The 21,077-nt window shown below is 53.5% G+C and carries 22 protein-coding genes; 10 read left to right on the top strand and 12 right to left on the bottom strand.

What is annotated here, in order from left to right:
• The first annotated feature begins 36 nt into the window (after window positions 1–36).
• Window positions 37–1,380, top strand: coding sequence for a 6-phospho-beta-glucosidase (locus I2123_RS23160; protein ID WP_213052910.1), 1,344 nt, complete (start codon window positions 37–39; stop codon window positions 1,378–1,380).
• A gap of 44 nt (window positions 1,381–1,424) precedes the next feature.
• The gene (gene chbG, locus I2123_RS23155) at window positions 1,425–2,183 is read left to right on the top strand and encodes a chitin disaccharide deacetylase (RefSeq protein ID WP_213052909.1); all 759 of its coding nucleotides are present in this window, start codon (window positions 1,425–1,427) and stop codon (window positions 2,181–2,183) included.
• Window positions 2,184–2,237: 54 nt separating this feature from the next.
• Here the strand turns inward: chbG and I2123_RS23150 are convergent, their stop codons facing one another.
• Window positions 2,238–2,654 (bottom strand): winged helix-turn-helix transcriptional regulator, encoded by a 417-nt coding sequence (locus I2123_RS23150; protein ID WP_213052908.1) that lies wholly within the window; start codon window positions 2,652–2,654, stop codon window positions 2,238–2,240.
• Window positions 2,655–2,773: 119 nt separating this feature from the next.
• Between I2123_RS23150 and I2123_RS23145 the strand changes: the two genes are divergently transcribed.
• Window positions 2,774–3,628 (top strand): SDR family oxidoreductase, encoded by an 855-nt coding sequence (locus I2123_RS23145; RefSeq protein WP_213052907.1) that lies wholly within the window; start codon window positions 2,774–2,776, stop codon window positions 3,626–3,628.
• Window positions 3,629–3,689: 61 nt separating this feature from the next.
• On the opposite strand, the gene I2123_RS23140 is transcribed toward I2123_RS23145, so the two are convergent.
• Window positions 3,690–3,947 carry a biofilm development regulator YmgB/AriR family protein gene (locus tag I2123_RS23140; protein WP_112164003.1) on the bottom strand — a complete coding sequence of 86 codons (258 nt, stop codon included), beginning with the start codon at window positions 3,945–3,947 and terminating at the stop codon, window positions 3,690–3,692.
• 482 nt (window positions 3,948–4,429) lie between these two features.
• On the opposite strand from I2123_RS23140, the gene I2123_RS23135 reads away from it, so the two are divergent.
• Window positions 4,430–4,987: a P-loop NTPase family protein gene (locus I2123_RS23135; protein WP_213052906.1), complete on the top strand. Its 558-nt coding sequence runs from the start codon at window positions 4,430–4,432 to the stop codon at window positions 4,985–4,987.
• Between the two features lie 24 nt (window positions 4,988–5,011).
• Here the strand turns inward: I2123_RS23135 and I2123_RS23130 are convergent, their stop codons facing one another.
• Window positions 5,012–5,410, bottom strand: coding sequence for a NirD/YgiW/YdeI family stress tolerance protein (locus I2123_RS23130; protein ID WP_112164004.1), 399 nt, complete (start codon window positions 5,408–5,410; stop codon window positions 5,012–5,014).
• Window positions 5,411–5,537: 127 nt separating this feature from the next.
• Entirely contained in the window at window positions 5,538–6,449 is a 912-nt protein-coding gene (locus I2123_RS23125) for a LysR family transcriptional regulator (RefSeq protein ID WP_112164005.1), read from the bottom strand.
• 186 nt (window positions 6,450–6,635) lie between these two features.
• On the opposite strand from I2123_RS23125, the gene I2123_RS23120 reads away from it, so the two are divergent.
• Together I2123_RS23120 and I2123_RS23115 are read left to right on the top strand one after the other, a co-directional pair.
• Window positions 6,636–7,241, top strand: coding sequence for a cysteine dioxygenase family protein (locus I2123_RS23120; RefSeq protein ID WP_213052905.1), 606 nt, complete (start codon window positions 6,636–6,638; stop codon window positions 7,239–7,241).
• Window positions 7,234–8,850: a rhodanese-like domain-containing protein gene (locus tag I2123_RS23115; RefSeq protein WP_213052904.1), complete on the top strand. Its 1,617-nt coding sequence runs from the start codon at window positions 7,234–7,236 to the stop codon at window positions 8,848–8,850. The genes I2123_RS23120 and I2123_RS23115 overlap by 8 nt, the downstream gene beginning before the upstream one ends.
• 56 nt (window positions 8,851–8,906) lie before the next feature.
• On the opposite strand, the gene I2123_RS23110 is transcribed toward I2123_RS23115, so the two are convergent.
• Window positions 8,907–9,173 carry a YjbD family protein gene (locus tag I2123_RS23110; protein ID WP_112164008.1) on the bottom strand — a complete coding sequence of 89 codons (267 nt, stop codon included), beginning with the start codon at window positions 9,171–9,173 and terminating at the stop codon, window positions 8,907–8,909.
• A gap of 388 nt (window positions 9,174–9,561) precedes the next feature.
• Here I2123_RS23110 and I2123_RS23105 point away from each other — a divergent pair, with 388 nt between their 5' ends.
• The 4 genes from I2123_RS23105 (at window position 9,562) to msrA (ending at window position 14,560) form a co-directional block, all read left to right on the top strand.
• Complete coding sequence (locus tag I2123_RS23105) at window positions 9,562–10,941, top strand: glycoside-pentoside-hexuronide (GPH):cation symporter (RefSeq protein ID WP_213052903.1); 1,380 nt, start codon at window positions 9,562–9,564, stop codon at window positions 10,939–10,941.
• Complete coding sequence (locus I2123_RS23100; RefSeq protein WP_213052902.1) at window positions 10,938–12,980, top strand: glycoside hydrolase family 31 protein; 2,043 nt, start codon at window positions 10,938–10,940, stop codon at window positions 12,978–12,980. The genes I2123_RS23105 and I2123_RS23100 overlap by 4 nt, the downstream gene beginning before the upstream one ends.
• Window positions 12,981–13,310: 330 nt before the next feature.
• Window positions 13,311–13,817, top strand: a complete 507-nt coding sequence (msrB, locus tag I2123_RS23095; RefSeq protein ID WP_213052901.1) for a peptide-methionine (R)-S-oxide reductase MsrB — start codon at window positions 13,311–13,313, stop codon at window positions 13,815–13,817.
• A gap of 17 nt (window positions 13,818–13,834) precedes the next feature.
• Window positions 13,835–14,560, top strand: coding sequence for a peptide-methionine (S)-S-oxide reductase MsrA (gene msrA, locus I2123_RS23090; protein WP_213052900.1), 726 nt, complete (start codon window positions 13,835–13,837; stop codon window positions 14,558–14,560).
• 35 nt (window positions 14,561–14,595) lie between these two features.
• Here the strand turns inward: msrA and fucP are convergent, their stop codons facing one another.
• The 7 genes from fucP to I2123_RS23055 form a co-directional block, all read right to left on the bottom strand.
• Window positions 14,596–15,825, bottom strand: a complete 1,230-nt coding sequence (gene fucP, locus I2123_RS23085; RefSeq protein WP_213052899.1) for an L-fucose:H+ symporter permease — start codon at window positions 15,823–15,825, stop codon at window positions 14,596–14,598.
• Between the two features lie 121 nt (window positions 15,826–15,946).
• Window positions 15,947–16,291: an L-rhamnose mutarotase gene (locus tag I2123_RS23080; protein WP_213052898.1), complete on the bottom strand. Its 345-nt coding sequence runs from the start codon at window positions 16,289–16,291 to the stop codon at window positions 15,947–15,949.
• A complete protein-coding gene (locus I2123_RS23075) occupies window positions 16,288–17,064 on the bottom strand; it encodes an L-fucose dehydrogenase (protein WP_213052897.1) in 777 nt (258 codons plus the stop codon). Before I2123_RS23075 ends, I2123_RS23080 begins: the two co-directional genes overlap by 4 nt.
• On the bottom strand, window positions 17,042–17,899 hold the full coding sequence (locus I2123_RS23070; protein WP_213052896.1) for an amidohydrolase family protein: 858 nt from the start codon (window positions 17,897–17,899) through the stop codon (window positions 17,042–17,044). Before I2123_RS23070 ends, I2123_RS23075 begins: the two co-directional genes overlap by 23 nt.
• A 34-nt stretch (window positions 17,900–17,933) precedes the next feature.
• Window positions 17,934–19,211: an L-fuconate dehydratase gene (locus I2123_RS23065; RefSeq protein ID WP_213052895.1), complete on the bottom strand. Its 1,278-nt coding sequence runs from the start codon at window positions 19,209–19,211 to the stop codon at window positions 17,934–17,936.
• A gap of 29 nt (window positions 19,212–19,240) precedes the next feature.
• Window positions 19,241–20,083 carry a fumarylacetoacetate hydrolase family protein gene (locus I2123_RS23060; protein WP_213052894.1) on the bottom strand — a complete coding sequence of 281 codons (843 nt, stop codon included), beginning with the start codon at window positions 20,081–20,083 and terminating at the stop codon, window positions 19,241–19,243.
• 42 nt (window positions 20,084–20,125) lie between these two features.
• Window positions 20,126–20,866: an SDR family oxidoreductase gene (locus tag I2123_RS23055; RefSeq protein ID WP_213052893.1), complete on the bottom strand. Its 741-nt coding sequence runs from the start codon at window positions 20,864–20,866 to the stop codon at window positions 20,126–20,128.
• Window positions 20,867–21,077 lie beyond the last annotated feature (211 nt).

Here is a 21,077-nt window from a genome sequence, read left to right as displayed (position 1 = left end):
TTCATTTGCAGTGCAATAGATTGCACGGGAGTTCCTATGAGCAAAAAACTGAAAGTCGTCACTATTGGTGGCGGGAGCAGCTATACCCCGGAATTACTGGAAGGCTTTATTAAGCGTTATGATGAATTGCCAATTTCCGAATTATGGCTGGTGGATGTCGAAGGCGGAAAAGAGAAGCAGGACATTATTTTTGACCTCTGCGTGCGCATGGTAAAACGCGCGGGCGTTCCTATTGAAATACATAAAACACTGAACCGCCGCGAAGCCTTAGCGGATGCCGATTTCGTCACTACGCAGCTGCGCGTAGGTCAATTAAAAGCACGCGAACTGGATGAACGGATCCCGCTGAGCCACGGCTATCTGGGGCAGGAGACTAACGGCGCAGGCGGCTTATTCAAAGGGCTGCGCACTATTCCGGTCATTTTCGATATCATCAAAGACGTCGAAGAAATCTGCCCGAATGCCTGGGTGATTAACTTCACCAATCCGGCGGGCATGGTCACGGAAGCGGTCTTCCGTCATACAAAATTCAAAAAATTCATCGGCGTATGTAACATCCCTGTTGGCATGAAAATGTTCATTCAGGACGTACTTAAACTCGCGCCGCAGGACGATTTATCCATCGACCTGTTCGGTCTTAATCACATGGTGTTTATCAAAGATGTGATCGTTAACGGCGAATCGCGCTTTGCTGAATTGCTCGACGGCGTGGCGTCTGGCAGGCTTACCGCCGGTTCGGTCAAAAATATCTTTGATTTACCGTTCAGCGAAGGGCTGATCCGCTCTCTGAACCTGCTGCCGTGCTCGTATCTGCTGTATTACTTCAAACAGAAAGAAATGCTGGCGATTGAAATGGGTGAATTCTACAAAGGCGGCGCGCGCGCAACCGTGGTGCAAAAGGTTGAGAAGCAGCTGTTTGATCTCTATAAAGACCCGGAACTGAGCGTAAAACCGAAAGAACTGGAACTGCGCGGCGGCGCGTATTACTCCGACGCCGCGTGCGAAGTGATCAGCGCGATTTACAACGATAAACAAACTGAGCAGTACGTTAATTTCCCGCACAACGGGCATATTGACAATATTCCGGCGGAATGGGCTATCGAAATGACCTGCACCATCGGGCGCAACGGCGCGACGCCTCATCCGCGGCTGACCCACTTTGATGATAAAGTCCTTGGGCTAATCCATACCATCAAAGGCTTTGAAATCGCAGCCAGCGAAGCGGCGCTCAGCGGCAAATTCAACGACGTGTTGCTGGCGCTTAACCTCAGCCCACTGATCCATTCCGACAAAGATGCCGAAATTCTGGCGCGTGAACTGCTGCTGGCGCATGAAAAACATCTGCCCAACTTCGCGGAAGCTATCGCAGCACTGAAATAACCCGTCTGCCTTCCCGAAAGGGAAGGCAATGCCAAGGGGGAAAAATGGATAAATTACTGATAGTCAACGCCGATGATTTCGGGCTTTGCAAAGCGCAAAACTACGGCATTATCGAAGCATTCAGAAACGGTGTTGTCACTTCTACCACGGCAATGATGAATGCTGGCGGTGTTGAACATGCCGCCGCACTGAGCACTGAGAACCCGGCTCTTGCGGTAGGAATGCACTTTGTACTAACGCTCGGAAAACCTTTATCGCCAATGCCAAATCTGGCGCGAAACGGCGAGCTGGGCAAGTGGATCTGGGAAGTGGCGGAGCAGGGGGCGTTGCCACTTGATGAAATTGCGCAGGAACTGAAGTGCCAGTTTGTACGCTTTACCGAAATTTTTGGCCGCAAGCCGACGCACATTGATAGCCACCACCACGTGCATATGATCCCGAAAATCTTCCCGATTGTGGAAGCCTTTGCAAAGGAGCAGGGCATTCCTGTGCGCATTGACCGCGAGGATCTCCGCAAAGGTGAGATCGCGCTAAACGGTGCAAAAAGTACGCAAGGTTTTGAAAGCGGATTTTATGGCGATGCGATTTCGGAAACACTCTTTCTGGAAACGCTGGATAGCGCGCTGAAACGTGGCGATTCATCACTGGAAATCATGACCCATCCCTCGTTTATTGATAATACGATTCTGGCGAGTAAATACTGTTATCCCCGCCTCGCCGAGCTTGATGTACTGACCTCTCCGACGCTTAAAGAGGCGATTGCGGAACGCGGATTCCGGCTGGGAACCTTTAAGGATCTCTGAGTTATCAGTACGAAAAATGACAAAGGCCTGAAGGAATATTCGGGCCTTTGTGAATCATTCCTCTCCCACCACCCGCAGACTCCGCTGTTTCATCACGCGGTGAAGATTGGATTCAAGCCAGTTGGCGAGCCCGGAGATTTGATCTTTCACCTCAATGCCAAGTGGTGTCAGGCGATACTCAACATGTGGCGGTACCACCGGAAATGAACGACGATCGACAAACCCATCTTCTTCAAATGACTGTAACGTCTGTGCCAGCATTTTCTCACTAATGCCACCCACTTTGCGGCGCAGTTCGCTGAACCGCAGCGTTTCTTCGCTCAGGGCTATCAGCACCAGCAAACCCCATCGGCTGGTGATATGGCGCAAAATCTCGCGTGACGGGCAGTTAGGATCCAGTACTTCTCCGCGACGGATTTGTTCGGTGAGCGGTAATTTCTCAGTGGATTTATCGGACGAAATTATTTTCATACTTACCTTTTGGTACGTACTTACGAAAGGTAAGTATATCGCATAGGATGTTTCAACGGCGACGCTTTTAGCGCCTTTCAGAACATAAATCTTGTGTCTTAAACTTTTGGAGAAAAAACATGATCGCAATTACCGGTGCCACCGGCCAGCTTGGCCGCCTTGTTATCGCTGCATTGTTGAAGAAAATCCCGGCGAATCAGATTATTGCTGCCGTTCGCAGCCCTGAAAAAGCGAAAGATTTAGCGGATTTAGGTGTTGAATTGCGTCAGGCGGATTACAGCCAGCCCGCAACGCTCGACAGCGCTTTTAAAGGCGTAGAAAAAGTGTTGCTGATTTCCTCCAGTGAAGTGGGCCAGCGCGAAGCGCAACATGGCGCGGTGATCGCAGCGGCGAAACGCGCAGGCGTGAAACTCCTGGCTTACACCAGCGTGCTACATGCTGATAAAACTCCGCTGGGCCTGGGAGTAGAACATCGCGCAACCGAAAAAGCCTTAAGCGAATCAGGTGTCCCGTTTGTGTTACTGCGTAACGGCTGGTACACCGAAAATTATGCGGCGAGCATCGCTTCGGCGCTGGCGCACAATGCGTTTATCGGTGCGGTGGGCGAAGGGCGTATTTCCTCTGCGGCACGTCAGGACTATGCCGAAGCAGCTGCGGCGGTACTGAGTCTGGATAATCAGGCAGGTAAAGTGTACGAACTGGCGGGTGATGAGTCTTATTCGCTGGCGGAATTCACGGCGGAAATTGCGCAGCAGTCAGGCAAAAAAGTAGATTACATCAACATGACTCAGGCAGATTTCGCCAACGCGTTAAAAGGTGCGGGATTACCGGACTGGCTGGCGGAGATGCTGGCAGATTCTGATGCAGCCGCTGCGAAGGGGGCACTGTTTGATGATTCTCATACATTGAGCAAGCTAATTGGTCGCCCGACAACGCCGGCGAAAGAAGTGATAGCTGCCACGCTTAAAGCTTAACGCATTGTTATAATGTTTGTTTCCGGCCTGTTAGCAATGTGCTTAACAGGCCGTTTCTATTTTAAATCACGTCGTCTTGCGTGGATAACAGCACTAATTCCAGCAGATTGCGACAACCCTGCTGATTACTGACATTGCTGTCTTGCTCAAGCTGACGGATTAGCCCTTCAATAATGGCTTTGTTGGTCACCGGGTAGCGGCTGTACAAAAGGCTGGAAACGACCCTGCCAAGGATCTCCACTTCGCTTAAGGTCTGAGTTTCTTGCTGATTGAAGTATTCACTAATTTCTGTAACTGTTTGTTCTTCTTCGAATTGCATGTAGACCTCCTTAAACTTCGCATGTAAAGGGTGACATGGGAAGTGTCTGTTGCCAGTCAGAGAACATAGAATTGTGTAGCAACGCTTCACAATAAACCTCCCTGTTTCATCTCAACGCTATGGCACAAATCTAAAAAAACCAGCCATGAAAAATTGTCTTTGGAGGAGGGGAAATCCACGTTCTCCTCCAAAGACCAGGCTGAATATGCCCGTAAATGACGGACTAATGATAAAGCAGGGGTATAAAGAAGTTATACAAAGATTACAGATTTGTACAGGTTCGCCTGAGAAATATCTGAATAACAGGTTGCTAGCAATCGTAAACAGCACGAATTGTACTGTTCGAATTACGATCGATACATTCACGCAGTGATTTAGTTCAGTTTGTAATGATCATTCTGGTTGCATTTTAACCGCTGTACAAAATGCCTTTGCTGCGTCAGAATGCCCGCCCAAAAAAACAGCGTATAGGGAGCGGGACGGTGAAAATCAATGTCATTGGAACCAGCGGAAGCGGTAAATCCACTGTAGCGCGCGGAATTACTCAGAAACTGAATATTCCTTATATCCAGCTGGATGCATTGTTTTGGCGTGCTGACTGGCAGGGCACCCCGGATGACCTTTTTTTTGCAAAAATTGAAGCGGCGCTGGCGGGTAAAAACGACTGGGTGATTGACGGAAATTACAAAAGGACGCAATCCATCAAGTGGCGTGACGTGGATATGATTGTCTGGGTGGATTACTCATTTTTGCGCACGCTGTATCAGGCTGTACGGCGGGCAGCGGTGCGGGCCTGGCAGCAGGACGAAATCTGGGCAGGAACCGGCAACCGCGAGACGTTTCGTAAAAGCTTTTTCAGCAGAGATTCGATCATCTTGTGGACGCTGAAAACTTATCGCAACAACCGTCGCCAGTATGAGACGTTGCTGACGGATGCCCGCTGGCAGCACGTCCGGTTTGTGCGGTTGCGGTCACCCAAAGAGACTCAGTCGTTTCTCAGTGACTTATCCCTGTTAAAGCCGTCTACAGGCTTGCTTTAGCTATCCCTGCGAATGGCGTGAATATTATTGTTTTCTCACATACTTCGCGTTGAGCACTATTTCTTTGCCTTTCTTCACCGTCTGACCGCTGATACTGATCAAATCCGAAGGATTAATTTCCTGCCCATCCCAGGCAGTGGCAGGAATATGCGTTTCAATCGTGCCGGTTTTATCGCGGAAGGTATAAGAGTCAGCACCGTTCTTTTTGATGATGAAACCTTCCAGCGTGACCCAGTTTAACGACTGCGTTTTTTTGATGCGCTCGATGGTATTTTCGTGAGCATCCTTGGTCCCGCGCTGGCCGCTGTCTTGCTTGTGCTGCGGCGGTGGCGTGTCATCATTTTTGAAACCACCGCCAGTATCTGCCATGACCTGACTGCTCATTGCAAACGCGCCCAATAATATAAGAGTCCATGTTTTCATAGCGAGATCCTCTGCCTTGATTGTTTGTTTTCAAAACACTTGTATTCAAAAGCATGGCAGAAAATGCGTGTTTCTCCAGCGAACAGGTAAGAACCAGATAATTCCAGAAATGCACAACAGGAGGGAATTAATATTCGATACCGGTATGAACCGGTAAATCCAGTCCGTGCGCAATCGCCGCCGCAAAGGCATCAATTGCAGGGATTTGACTCGCCGGGACATTTGGATAGACCAGCCACAGCTGGCTGCGCGGGGCGAAATCCTTCAGCGCATACAGTTCCAGTTCGGGGCGCAGCGCGTGATGTTCCACCAGCGCGCGCGGCATCAGCCCGAGACCCCGTCCTTCAGCGATAAGCGAAAGCTGTAACGTCACTCCAAAAGCCTCAAGATTGATTAACAGCGGCAAACCTTGCTCGATCAGCGCCCGTTGCAGCGCGGCGCGAAAACCGCAGCCCTCGGGATTGAGGATCCAGCCATGCTGATAACATTCCTCCAGCCGTTGCGGCAGTTCTGCCGGGGCTTTCGGGCCGACTACCACTAAATCCACCGCGCCGAGAGGCTGATTCTCAATACCTGCCGGAAACTGTTTACTGGCCGGAAAGAGCACCACTGCGGCCTCCAGCTCCTGGCGCTGAATACGCAGCAATAACTCTTCTCCCCAGCCGCTGGATAACCGGGGCTGGATCTCAGGAAACTGTGCCGAAAGCATTTTCAGCGCAGGCAGCAGGCTGCTTTCACTGAGGCTTTGCGGAACCGCCAGACGCAACAGGCCGGAAGGTGGGCTGTCGGCGGCCACCAGATCGCTGAGTGCATCGACTTCGCGCAGAATATGGCGGCATTGCTGATAAACGCGTTTACCCATCAGGGTGGGTTTCAGCGGTTTGGTCTGCCGGTTAAGTAAAGGAATGCCAAGAGACTCTTCGAAATTTTGCACACGGCGGGTGATAGCGGGCTGCGTCAGACCCAGTTCATCGGCGGCGAGACGCGTGGATTGCAGGCGGATCACCGCGACAAACGCGGTTAAATCTTCAATTTTCATGGCACTCAATGTCCGTCCAGATAGTCAGAAATCAATTCACGCAGCATAAATCAATTTTCAGAATGACGCTGGAACGCACTGCACATTTTTATGTGTGAATTGCATATTAGCTTATCCATAAAATGAATTTTGGTTGAGTTTGACCGGTGCTAGCCTGTCAGGAATGTTCATTAAAAGGGGAAGGCGATGACTGCGTTTCATAATGCGCCGTTGCGACAATTTCTTGCCGATTTTACGCGGCTGATTCAGGCACCTCATGGCCAGACCGAAGTGCTTGCACAGGGCAGTGAACTGCTGGCGACGCTGATCCGCGAGGATAACTGGCTGGCGGAGGAATTCGCACAGCCGCATGCTGAACATTATCAGCAGTATTTATTGTATGCTGATCCGCTGTCGCGATTTTCAGTCGTCAGTTTCGTTTGGGGGCCTGGGCAAACCACGCCGGTTCACGATCACCGCGTCTGGGGGCTGATCGGTATGCTGCGCGGCGCGGAAATCAGTCAAAACTTTGCTCGCCACGGTGACGGAACACTGCAAGCGGAAGGCGAACCTGTCACGCTGCAACCCGGTGACGTCGAGAAGATCGCCCCGGACGTGCAGGATATTCATCAGGTCAGCAATTACTACAGCGACCGGGTATCCGTCAGTATTCACGTCTACGGCGGCAATATCGGCGCCGTCTCACGCGCTGTGTATCTCCCTGACGGGCGCGAGAAAACCTTTATTTCTGGCTATTCCAATTCCAGTCTTCCCAACCTCTGGGACCTGTCAAAAGAGAAAACTCATGTCTGACTCTCATGCATTACCGCTGCGTCATTTCTCCCGGCTATATCAGTTCCTGCGCGAGGGACAGGAACTGGCGCTGATTGATGTCCGTGAGGAAGCCGCATTTGCTACCGGTCATCCTTTATTTGCCGCCAATCTGGCGCTGTCCAAGCTCGAACTTGAAGTGCTGGATCGCATTCCCAACCGCCAGACAGAACTGACGCTTTATGACAACGGCGAGTTCTATGATGTGCAGCACGGCGAGCGTAAAACTACGCGGGCAGCGGCTTTGCTGCATTCGCTGGGCTATAAAAATGTGGGTGTGCTGGCAGGCGATCTGGCTGGCTGGAAAGAGGCGGGCGGCGAGATCTTTATTGATGTGAATGTGCCGAGCAAAGCCTTCGGCGAATGGGTGGAACACCATTACCAGACCCCGTCGCTGACCGCTGAACAAGTGTTGGCGCTGCAACAGCAGGGCGCGAATATTGCAGTGCTGGACGTCCGTCGTTTTGATGAATATCAGGCGATGAGCATTCCCGGCGGCGTCAGTGTGCCGGGTGGGGAACTGGCGCTAAGGGTGCATGATGCGGTTCCCGATAAAAATACGCAGGTGATCGTCAATTGTGCCGGGCGTACGCGCAGTATTATCGGTACGCAGTCGCTGATTAACGCCGGTTTCAAACAACCTGTCGCGGCATTGCGTAACGGGACAATCGGCTGGACACTGGCGGGTCAGACTTTGGCGCATCAGCAGGATGCAACCTTCCCGGAACTGAGCGAAAAATCCCGTCAGGCAGCGTTGAAAGGCGCGCAGGCTCTGGCTATTCGTGCGGGTGTGCGGTCAGTGACGTTGTCACAAATTCACGACTGGCAGCAGGATGATTCTCGCACTTTATATCTCTTTGATGTACGCACAGCGGAGGAATTCCGGGCTGGTCATTTACCGGGTGCGCGCCACGTGGCAGGTGGTCAGTTGGTTCAGGAAACGGATCATTACGCGACGGTGCGTGGTGGGCGAATTGTGCTGTTGGATGATGACGGCGTGCGAGCCAACATGGCGGCGTCTTGGCTGGCGCAGATGAAATGGGAAGTGTATGTGGCTGATGTGACGGCAGAGGATTTCGCCGAACAGGGTGACTGGAAAGCACAGGTCGCTCCGGCTCCGGCGGTGGAATCCGTGACGCCACAACAGCTGCAACGCTGGCTGGACGACGGCGAGACCGGTGTCATTGATCTCACCACCAGTGCGAATTTCCGCAACCGGCGTATTCCGGGCGCAGTGTGGACAACGCGCGGCAATATTCCACAGATAATAGCTTCTCAGCCTGAGAAACAGCAGTGGGTGGTGACCTGCACCAGTGGTTTACTGGCACGTTACGCCGTCACGGAAGTGGCGTCATTAACGGCTAAAAATACCTATTTGCTGGAGAAAGGCACGGTTGGCTGGATTGATGCAGGACTGCCGCTTGAGCGGGGCGATAGCGCGTATCTGGACCATCCACAGGACAGATATCGCCGTCCGTACGAAGGAACGGATGTCAGTGCGCAGGCGATGCAGGATTATCTGGACTGGGAATATGGGCTGGTGGCGCAGCTGGAAAAAGACGGCTCGCACGGTTTTACATTATTGAAATAAGATACAGAACGAAGGCTGACGCCTCTGCGTGAAGCACGCAGAGGATCAGTTAATGCTTAACGACGGCCGCGCGGATGGGTGCGTGCAGTCCAGTCGTAGGTCGCAGAAGTACTAGGAACGGCTTTATTACGGCGTTTTTCCGCACGGGCTTTCGCAGCCACTTTTTCCTTTTCTTCCATCAGTTTGTCGATGTAATCATCTTTGATGCGGTTATTTTCAGAGTTGGTCAACTCGCGGCCCTGTGCTTTACGAGCCCGATCCAGCTGGGTTTTCAGTTCCCGCTGTTCGCTTTCCGTCATATCTTGTTGTGTCAGTCTTTTCATTTGAAACGCATCCTGTGAGGAAAGTGGCAACCAGTGTAGTCGTTAATGGGGGGAAATACCCGCGAGAGTCGCTGAAACAGGGTTTTTTGTGCGGCTGGTGCGGTAAAACGCGTTTTTATCCGATGCCGGATCCCGCCCTGAACTGCGGCCATGAAGCCGTTTTGTTGCCACGGTTACCGGCAATACATTTTCCATCACATCTTCCGGAGTTTCCCGCAAAACCTGCAAGATGTTCCCTTTCGATGTTACCGGTATCACAGAAGCTAAATATCGTAAGAAAATTATTATATCTCGTAATTGTAGCGGCCTTTTAACCTCTCTATAACAGATCCTCAGCCCATCGGACGGACTGACTTTTTTGTTTAACCGGAAAAAGGCAGATCGAGTTATGAGTGGAAAATTATCCGCAAAAGAAAAAGTGAGTTACGGTCTTGGCGATATGGCGAGCCATATTGGCCTGGACAACGTCATTATATTTTTAACCTTTTATTACACCGATGTTGTGGGATTACCGGCGGTATTCGTCGGGACAATGTTTCTGGTCGCACGCATCGCGGATGCTATTGTGGACCCGGCGATGGGGCTTATCGCCGACCGAACCCAAACGCGCTTCGGTAAATTCCGGCCTTATATTCTCTGGCTGGCGCTGCCCTTTGGGATCAGTTGCTTACTGGTGTACGCTGTACCAGAATCCCTCTCGCTGACCGGCAAAATGGTGTACGCCAGCGTGACCTATTGCGTGATGATGCTGATGTATACCGCCATCAATATTCCGTATTGCTCGATGGGCGCAATTATTACCCCGGATAATACCCAGCGTATTTCCCTGCAATCCTACCGCTTTTTCCTTGCCACACTCGGTGGGGCGATGTCCACATTCTTAATGATGCCTTTGGCGGAAATGATGGGTGGAGGAAATAAGCTGGACGGGTATTTCGGCGCGATGGCAATTATGGCGTCAATCGCCGTGGTGATGTTTTTATTATGTTTCCTCAATACTAAAGAACGTATTAGCGCGCCGCCGACGCATGAGAATTTCCTCTCGGATCTGCGTGATTTAGTGCGTAACGACCAGTGGCGCGTCGTCGCGGCACTGATCTTCTTTAACATCTCTTTCGGCGTCGTCCGCCTCGGCGCGATGATGTATTACGTCACTTATTATCTCGGGCATGCCAGCTACTTTATGTGGCTGCTGGCAGCGCATATTATCGGTAAAAGTCTCGGCAGTATGCTGGTCAAACCGCTGACACGAAACCGCAGCAAACTCTCCGCGTTCAGTCTGTGTGCCGTGTTAACCGGTGCGCTAAGCATGGCCATTTTCTTCCTTCCCGCCTGGATTTCACTGCTGGTCGGCATGACGCTGCTGGTCTCGACCTTCTATCAGGTCACGACCACATTAATGTGGGTGATGATGTCCGACGTGGTCGATTACGGTGAATACAAACAGGGCAAACGCATGGACGGCACCGTGTTCTCCACGCTGCTGGCGATCCTCAAAATGGGGATGGCAGTCAGCGGCGCGGTGGTCGGCTGGACGCTTGGCCTGAGCGGTTATGTTCCGCATGCAACCCAGCAAAACCCGGCAGCGATGTTGTCGATTATCGCGCTGTTCTCGCTGGTGCCGGGCGTGTTGTCGATGTTCAGTGCGCTGTCGATGCGGTGGTACAAACTCAACGACGCCACGATGAAAAAGATTAACCAATCCAAAATTACCCCTGAACGCGTGCCTGAACCTCAGGCCACCTTGCATACACAGGAGTCTGCATGAGCGAATTAATCGCCGAGAAAAACCGTATCCTTTGGCATTTCGATCAGCAAACGCTGGTGATTGAACCCTGGGGAGTCCACAGCCTGCGCGTGCGCGCCACCTGTCGTCCGGCGCTAAATGATCATCTTTGGGCGTTGTTGCCACTGAGCGAACAGCCGCAAACGGAAATCAGCCATGGGACAGAAACGCTGACCATCCGCAACGGCAACATTACTGCGACTGTTAACATCAAAGGGCAGCTGGCCTTTTACAATCAGCACGGTGAGCTGATTCTCGAAGAGTATTGGCGGCAACGCTCCACCGTGGGAATTGGCGCGACGGAAAAGAGTCAGGACAAATACATCAGCGCGCTGAAAATGGATGCCCGCGAGTTTAAAGCCATCCCTGGCGGCAAGCATCAGCTGACAGTGCGATTCGAATCGCGTCCCGATGAGAAAATCTACGGGATGGGGCAGTATCAGCAAAGCTGTCTGGATTTGAAAGGCTGCACGCTCGAACTGGCGCAACGTAATTCACAGGCCAGCGTACCGTTTATGCTTTCCAGTCTGGGGTATGGTTTGTTGTGGAACAATCCGGCGATTGGCGAAGCCACGTTCGGCAAGAATATCACCCGCTGGGAAGCGCAGGTGACCGAGCAGATGGATTACTGGATCACCGCCGGTGACACGCCTGCCGAGATCATGCATCAGTATGGTCGCACGACCGGCACTGCGCCGCTGATGCCGGAGTACGCCACCGGTTTCTGGCAGTGTAAATTGCGTTACCGTACTCAGCAGGAAGTGCTGGAGGTCGCACGTGAATACAAGCGCCGTGAGTTGCCGATTTCGGTGATAGTGATTGATTTCTTCCACTGGCCGAATCAGGGAACCTGGTGTTTTGATCCGCTGGACTGGCCGGATCCCAAAGCAATGGTCGCGGAACTGAAATCTCTCGGTATCGAAACCATGGTTTCTGTCTGGCCAACGGTAGACAGCCGCACCGACAATTACAAAGAGATGAAATCCAAAGGGTATCTGGTGAATACCGATCGCGGCGTTTCGGTGAATCTTGATTTTCTCGGCAACTGTACGTTCTTCGATGCCACGCATCCTGATGCCCGTAAGTTTGTCTGGGAGAAGGTGAAGCAAAATTATTACGATCTGGGTATTCGCACCTTCTGGCTGGATGAAGCCGAACCCGAATACCGCGCTTATGATTTCGATAATTATCGCTATCATCTCGGGCCGGTGCTGGAAGTGGGTAACATCTATCCGCAGAAGTTCGCGCAAGGCTTTTACGACGGGCTGCAACAGGAAGGCGAGACGGAGATCGTCAATCTGGTCCGTTGCGCTTGGGCTGGCAGCCAGCGGTACGGTGTACTGGCGTGGTCGGGCGATATCCATTCTTCCTTTCACGCGCTGCGTAACCAGATTGCCGCCGGTCTGAACATGGGGCTGGCCGGTATTCCATGGTGGACGACGGATATCGGCGGATTCCAGGGCGGTAATGTCAACGATCCGGCGTTTCAGGAACTGTTGATCCGCTGGTTCCAGTGGGGAGTCTTCTGCCCTGTGATGCGTTTACACGGCTACCGCGAACCGCAGATCCAGCCGTCAGAACCGTGGCGCGACGGCATCGCCCAGTGCAACAGCGGCGCTCCGAATGAAGTCTGGAGCTATGGCGAAGAGAATTATGAGCTGATGAAAAACGGGTTATTCCTGCGAGAAAAACTGCGGCCTTACATCAGCCGCGTAATGCAGGAAGCCCATGAGAAGGGCGATCCGGTCATGCGCACGATGTTCTATCAATATCCGGATCAGGCTGAAAGCTGGCAGGTGGAAGATCAGTACATGCTGGGCGCAGATATCCTGGTTGCGCCGGTGCTCTATGCAGGGCAACGAGAGCGCACGGTATGGCTTCCCGCCGCAGAGGTGTGGGTCGCGCTTAACGGTGAGCGTTATCCGGGGGGATCGACGATAACGGTGGCCGCTCCGCTGGAAGGTATACCGGTATTTGTGAGGGAAGGGGCGCAGGTGCAGGGGGAGATTGTTTTGAACTAGCAGGTGCCCTACATCCCGGATATGTTCCAGTATCCGCAGCTATTGCCGCAAAACCCCGCTTTTAACGTCAAAATAACTCGATCCGCTCCCTCCCCTGCGAAGGGGAGGGCTGGGGTGGGGTATTGAATAAAATTAATACGTTGAAGTCTGCTTTGACAAGGTGTTAGCCCTTACAACCCCTCCCGACCTCCCCCTTCGCAGGGGGAAGTGCAAAGCAAACCCCCTCAGCGATAACGGATTTATCACAAAATCGTTAACTCTCCGCGAGGATTCCGTAACACCCCTGCCTGTAATCTGTTTCCATCGATACCAACCGGCACGGTGGCAACTATGATCAACAGACGCAATTTCCTGCTCGGCAGCGGTGCAGTTTCCGCCGCAGCGGCCATGGGACTTTTTCCGGCGATTTTCGCCCGTAAGGCGGACGCGCAGGCAATCGCAGAACACTTCGAAGTGACACTCACCGATGACCAGTGGCACCAGCGCCTCAGTGATGCGCAGTATTACATCTTGCGCGAAGCTGGCACCGAACGTCCTTATTCCAGCCCGTTAAACAAAGAACACCGGGACGGTAAATTCGCCTGTGCCGGTTGCAGCCTGTCGCTGTTTTCCTCTGCGACTAAATTCGACAGCCGCACCGGGTGGCCAAGCTTCTGGAAATCATTGCCCAACGCCGCCGTGACGCGCCGGGACACCACGCTCGGGATGGTGCGCGATGAGGTACATTGCCGCCGCTGCGGCGGGCATCTTGGCCATGTCTTTGACGATGGACCACAGCCGACCGGCCTGCGTTATTGCATGAACGGGCTGGCAATGACGTTTACTCCCAACACGTAATCACCTGCGAGACCACTATGAAAATGACCGATAAAAGAGTGAAGTCGTTACGTAATTACAGTCTGATCGCCGGTCTGGTACTGGCATCTGCGTTCGTTTTCCAGAATAACGCTTGGTCATGGGGCGGCGCTGAACAGGCCGTGGTGATTGCCGCGCCTGCAAAGGATGAGCCCGCAGGTACGTCACACAGTGAAACCGCGCTGTTTGCGGGTGGTTGCTTCTGGGGGATCCAGGGAGTGTTCCAGCATGTGAAAGGCGTGACCAGCGCGGTATCCGGATATACCGGCGGCGCGGCGGGGACGGCGAGTTATGAGGAAGTGAGTACCGGCGAAACCGGTCATGCGGAGTCAGTGAAGGTGACGTTTGACCCAACTCAGGTGACCTACGGCGAACTGCTGCACATCTTTTTCTCCGTCGGCCATAACCCGACGCAGCTAAACCGGCAAGGGCCGGACACTGGCAGCCAGTATCGATCGGCGGTTTTCCCGCAAAATGCCGCCCAAACTGAGGTCGCCAAAGCGTACATCGCGCAACTCAACGCCAGTAAAAGCTACAGCGAACCTATGGTCACGACGGTCGAAAACAACGGGCACTTTTATCCGGCTGAAGCCTACCATCAGAACTTTTTGAATGATAATCCCGACTATCCGTACATCGTGGTGAACGATTTGCCGAAGATTAAAGACTTACAACATTATTTCCCGGCGAATTACCGCGAACAGCCGGTGCTGGTTAAAGAGTAGGGAAAACCGGGAGCGGAAGGCTCCCGGCTGACGGTTTACTTCGCCCGCTGACGTAATGCGTACGTTAAGACGACGGCGAAGCAGACCATCGGCAGCGCATAGGACACCGCCGTGGTGTAGCGGTCGGCAATTGCGCCCATCAGGTATGGCATGATCGCGCCACCGACTATGGCCATGATCATCACAGAACTGGCGCGTTTGGTCTGTTTGCCCATGTTCTTGACGCCCATCGCAAAAATGGTCGGGAACATGATCGACATAAAGAAGAAAATCGCCACTAATGCAATGACCGAGACGTTATCAATCCCCGCAACCACTACTGCGCATAAAACGATATTGATGATCGCGTAAATCACCAGCAGGGTGGCCGGGCGTACGAATCCCATCAGCCAGGTACTGAAAAAACGTCCGACCATGAAACTGATCATGCCGACGGAAAGCAGATAAGAAGCGTTCTGGTTCGACAGCGTATGCCAGTGCTCAGTGGTGTAGTTGATGAAGAATGCCCCGACGCCGACCTGCGCCGCGACATAGAAAAACTGCGCGATAACTCCGCCGGTGAAATGACCGTGTTGCCACAAACCTTTTTCCAGCCCGTGAGCTTCCGACGTGCTCTGTTCGCGAATATCCGGCAGTTTTGTCCGGCCAAACACAAAGGCGATCAGCAGCACTAACACCGCGATGGCCACATAGGTCATTTTCACTGACGAGAGACCCTCGGCGGTCGTTCCCTGCGTGGCGCTGAAGAACAGCGAGCCGCCGATAACCGGGCCGATGAACTGGCCTAAGCCGTTGAATGACTGGGAAAGGTTCAGACGACGTTCCGCACCGGCAGGGTCACCCAGCACGGTAGCAAATGGATTAGCAGCGGTTTCCAGACAACCCAGACCGAGTGCTATCACAAACAGCGCCAGCAGAAACATGCCGAAACTGCCCGCGCTGGCAGCGGGAACGAATAACAAAGCGCCCAGCGCATACAGGCATAATCCCACCAGGATCCCGGCCTTATAGCCGAACCTGTCCATAAAGAAACCGGCAGGCAGAGCGATGATAAAATAGGCGCCAAAGTACGCTGCCTGAAGTAAACCCGATTGGGCTTTATTGACGTGTAACACTTCCTGAAAATGCTTATTCAGCACGTCCAGCAACCCGTAGGATAAGCCCCACAGGAAAAACAGCGTGGTGACCAGAATAAACGCGAGCCGGAAACCGGACGTTGTTTTGCGCTCCGCATAGGCAGGTGAAGCGGTTTTGTCAGCGAGCATAGTGTATTCCTCAGTATCTGGTGAAGCATGTAGGGGTTCAGCTCAGGTGGCTGATTTTTTTATGTCAGATAACGTGAAAAAACGTGTTCGGCGCACCTTCCCGGCGAAGGGGAGGTGAAAACTACGGCTGATCCTTCAGGGAGAAAATCCTCTCCATTTCCACCCATTTCTCACCGGCAGGTGTCCAGGGTGTGGGGCGCTGATATTTCCACATCAGCGCTTCCCATTCACAGACTTTGGGGTCTTCCAGACTGCGGCGTTCAAACAGGCCGCTGTCAAAATCTTCCGTGGTTTCCATCACCATCATCAGCCGGTTTCCTAGCCGATAAATTTCCATTTCCGTGACGCCGTAACGTCTCAGATGTGCGGAAATTTCCGGCCAGATTTGCTGGTGATAACGCTGATATTCTTCGATAAGCAGCGGATCGTCGGCCAGATCCAGTGCCTGAACGTAACGGCGGCTCATGTTAACGCCCGGTCAAGATGCATGTAGCCACCGTCCACCGTCAGCCACTGGCCGGTGGTATGAGAGGTGCGTGATGAAAGCAGAAACACCACGGTATCGGCGATTTCCTGCGGCGTGGTCATGCGTTGCCCCAGTGGAATATGTGAAGTTATCTGGTGCAATTTTTCTTCAGGATTTTCGAAGCCTTTGATCCAGCGCTCGTACAACGGCGTCATCACCTCTGCCGGAATAACCGCGTTAACCCGAATTCCATCCTTAAGCAGCGCCGCTGCCCATTCGCGGGTCAGCGCCAGAATGCCGCCTTTTGCCGAGGCGTAACCGCTGGTGTTTCCCTGGCCGGTCAGCGCGGTTTTAGAGCTGATATTGACGATGGCACCCCGGCTGGCGCGCAGGGCGTCGAGGCTCAGATGCGCCATCAGATAGTAATGAATGAGGTTCTGCTCCAGTGAGCGGACAAAAGCTTCGCGTCCGGCGTCCAGCCCGACGCTGTCATTGGCACCGGCGTTATTCACCAGCCCGTCGATGCGGCCATAGCGGGACATCACTTCGCTTACCGCCGCCGCGCAGCTGGCTTCCTCACGCAACTCGGTGAGGATAAAACTGGCCTGTGGAACCTGCTGCTGCAGCTGATGCATCAGTTCATTCGCCGGTTCCGTGTTGCTGATAATGACCGGGATCGCGCCTTCCCCGGCCAGTGTCAGTGAAATGGCTGCGCCAATGCCTGAACCGCCGCCAGTGACTATCACCACTTTATTTTGCAAATGCAGATTCATTGCTCGTTTCCTGTAATCGGTAAACTGCGCAGGCATTGCCGCCAAAAATGGCTGCCTGCTCGTCAGAACTGAGCGTCGCGATGGCCTGCTCGCAGAGCGACCAAGGATCTTCGTCACTCTCCCCCAGCAGACACACCGGCCAGTCGGAGCCAAACATCAGCCGTTCAGTGCCAAAAATCTCCAGAGCGGCGTCGAAATAGGGCAACAGGTCATTAAGCGTGACGCCAGCCGGACGCGGTTCAGTCAGCAAACCTGAGAGTTTGCAACTGACGTGCGGCAGTGCTGCCAGCGGCGCAACTTGTTTTGCCCAGTGCGCCGCGCCGAGGCTCAGGTCGGGTTTGCCAAAATGATCCAGCACCAGAAAATAGTTATCGTGACGTTTGGCGAATTGCACGGCGTCGGCCAGATGCTGGTGCGTCACCAGAATTTCGTACACATAATCTCGCTGCTGTAACTGCCTGATCCCCCTGTTGATGGCGGAATTGCTGAGCCACTGTGCGGGTGAAACTTCATCCTGAACCTGATGCCGGAAGCCGTGCAGCAGCGGATGAGAAAGCGCCTCCAGTTGCTGTTCCAGCTGAGGGGGCAGCAGATCTATCCAGCCGGTGACGGCGCGCACAAAGTCAGTTTTTTCAGCGATTTCAAGCAGCCACTGTGTTTCGCGGCTGTCTGAACACGCCTGAACCAGGATCGTGCCTTGCATATCGTGACGTTGTAACGTGTTTCGCAACGTTTCCGGCAAAAAATCCTGCTTTAATACCGCCATGGTGTCGCTAATCCAGCGGTAATCTCGCGGTGTGTAGTGCCAGAAATGCTGATGGCTGTCGATTCGCATCCTTCAGGTTCTCCGCGTGTGTTCAGTCACAGGCTCAGGCGTGATGACGGTATTTGTCGATGGAAGCCTGATGCATTTCGATCGAGAAACCCGGCGCTTTCGGCGGCATATAGGCTGCGCCGCGAATGTCACACGGATGGACAAAATGCTCGTGGAGATGGTCGACATATTCAATCACCCGGCCTTCATGGGTTCCGGCGATGCACAGATAATCAATCATCGACAGATGCTGCACGTATTCGCAAAGGCCGACGCCGCCCGCATGCGGGCACACTGGCAGGTTGTATTTGGCGGCCATCAGCATCACTGCCAGGACTTCGTTCACGCCGCCCATACGGCAGGCATCAATCTGCACCACGTCGATGGCCTCACGCATGATGAATTGCTTGAACATGATACGGTTCTGGCACATTTCGCCGGTCGCCACTTTTACCGGTGCGACGCCGTGGCGGATTTTGCGATGGCCTTCGATGTCATCCGGACTGGTCGGCTCCTCGATAAACCACGGTTTGGCAAAGGCGAGGGCGTTCACCCACGGAATGGCCTCGTCGGTTTCCCACACCTGATTGGCGTCGATCATCAACTTGCGGTCGGGGCCGATTACTTCACGAGCGATACGCACGCGGCGGATATCGTCTTCCAGATCGCGGCCCACTTTGAGCTTGAGATAGTCAAAACCGGCGTCGACCGCTTCCTGACACAGACGGCGTAGTTTGTCGTCCGGATACCCCAGCCAGCCCGCCGACGTGGTGTAACAGGGGTAACCTTCAGCCAGCAGCTTTTCCCGTCTTTGTGGTTTGTTGTCCGCCCGTTGTTGCAGTAGCGTCAGCGCTTCCTGCGGCGTAATGCAGTCGGTGATGTAACGAAAATCGATGCACCGAACCAGCTCTTCCGGCGACATATCGGCCACTAACTGCCACAGCGGCTTTCCGGCGGCTTTACCCCATAAATCCCACACTGCATTGACCACCGCGCCCGTCGCCAGATGGATGGCACCTTTATCCGGGCCAATCCAGCGCAGCTGGCTGTCACTGGTAAACTCACGCCAGAATTGCCCCATATCGGCGGTAATGCCCGCCAGTTCGCGACCGACGATCAGATGTTCCAGCGCATTAATGGCCGCACAGCAGATTTCATTGCCGCGCCCGATGGTGAACGTCAGCCCATGACCGCGCAGGTCAGGATTGTCCGTTTCTAAAATCACATAAGCAGCGGAGTAGTCGGGGTCAGGATTCATCGCATCCGAACCGTCCAGCGAGAGTGACGTGGGGAAACGCACATCTTCGACCCGTAAAGCCGTAATCTTTGTCATTTCATCTTCCATCAGCAGAAATTAGGGGACTACGCCTGTACCGTCTTCTGGCGCTGTTCGCCCAGACCTTCGATACCCAAACGCATAACCTGACCGGCTTTCAGATACAGCGGCGGTTTTTGCCCTAATCCGACGCCCGGCGGGGTGCCGGTAGAAATGATGTCCCCGGCTTGCAGGCTCATAAAACGGCTCAGATAACTGATGATTTCGGGGATCTGAAAAATCATCGTGCGGGTATTGCCGTTCTGGAAGCGTTTGCCGTCGACCTCCAGCCATAAGTTCAGCTGATGCGGATCGGGGATTTCATCCGCCGTGACCAGCCACGGGCCGGTCGGGCCGAATGTATCGCAGCCTTTGCCCTTGTCCCAGGTGCCGCCGCGTTCAATCTGGAACTCACGTTCCGAGACGTCATTGATCACGCAATAGCCGGCAACGTGCGACATTGCGTCAGCTTCGCTGATATAGCGCCCGCCGGTGCCGATCACCACGCCGAGCTCCACTTCCCAGTCGGTTTTGACTGAATCACGCGGGATCTCCACATCGTCATTCGGCCCGACAATCGCGCTGGTCCATTTACTGAAAATGACCGGTTCTTTCGGGATCTCCGCGCCGGTTTCTGCCGCATGGTCGGCATAATTGAGGCCGATACAGATAAACTTGCCGACCTGAGCGACGCAGGCGCCGAGGCGCGGCTCACCGCTGACCAGAGGCAGGCTTTCCGGATCCAGACGGCGCAGTTTTTCCAGCGTTTCCGGGTGCAGAAATTCGCCGCGAATATCGGCAATGTGCGCAGAGAGATCGCGCAAATTACCTTTGCTGTCCAGCAGGCCGGGGCGTTCAGATCCTGCTTTGCCGTAACGTAATAATTTCATTCAAATCTCCCTCTTTAATGTATTAAATTTGGCGGTCAGGACTCAGTTACTCCAGCCGCCATCAATAATTTGTACCGTGCCGGTGGTGTAGGAGCTGGCATCGGAAGCCAGATACAGTGCCAGCTGGGCGATTTCTTCAGTTTTCCCGATACGCCCGATGGGCTGGCGCGAGACAAATGCCTGATAAACCTCGGCTTCGCTTCGGCCTTCCGCTTCAGCCTGTGCGGCTATGCGCTGGCGCAGAGAAGGGGATTCCACCGTGCCCGGACAGATGGCGTTGCAGCGGATGCCTCGGGTAACATAATCGGCGGCGACTGATCGGGTCAGCCCAATGACGGCAGCTTTTGATGCGCTGTAGGCAAAACGGTTAGGCACGCCTTTGATGCTCGATGCCACAGACGACATATTGATGATGGAACCGCTGCTGCGTTCGAGCATGGCGGGCAGAAAGGCGCGGATCATGTGGAACATCGCCGTCACGTTGAGGTCGAGCGCAAACTGCCATTCGCGTTCGCTGCACGTCAGAATATCGCCGCTGTGTACCACGCCCGCGCAGTTGAACAGCACATCGACCGGGCCGATCTCTTCTGCGGCTGCGGCGATGGCCTGCGGATCAGTCACATCCAGAATGCGGGGACGGATGCCCTGAATATCATGCAGCGCATCGATATTGATGTCGGTGGCAATGACCTCTGCGCCCTGACTGGCGAACAGCGTTGCGGTGTTAAATCCGATGCCTTGTCCGGCGGCGGTAATCAGAACTTTTTTCCCTGCCAGGTTCATAGCAACTCCTGAGAAAATTACGGTTATAGGTCTAATGGTCAGGCCATTGGAGGTGAAAAAAACGCGTGATAGGAGGTGCTTTTTGCTAAGATATTCGGCAAGCTCAACCCAAAAACACGATTTCGATTAACCAATTTTTTACATGCATAAAACAATTCAGCAAGATTTTTGTCCTAAAGTTGCTAGCTGAATCACTTAATGAGAATTGACC

The sequence above is a fragment of the Rahnella inusitata genome, assembly GCF_018288855.1.
GTDB lineage: Bacteria > Pseudomonadota > Gammaproteobacteria > Enterobacterales > Enterobacteriaceae > Rahnella > Rahnella inusitata.
This window is presented reverse-complemented; position numbering and strand designations above follow the sequence as displayed.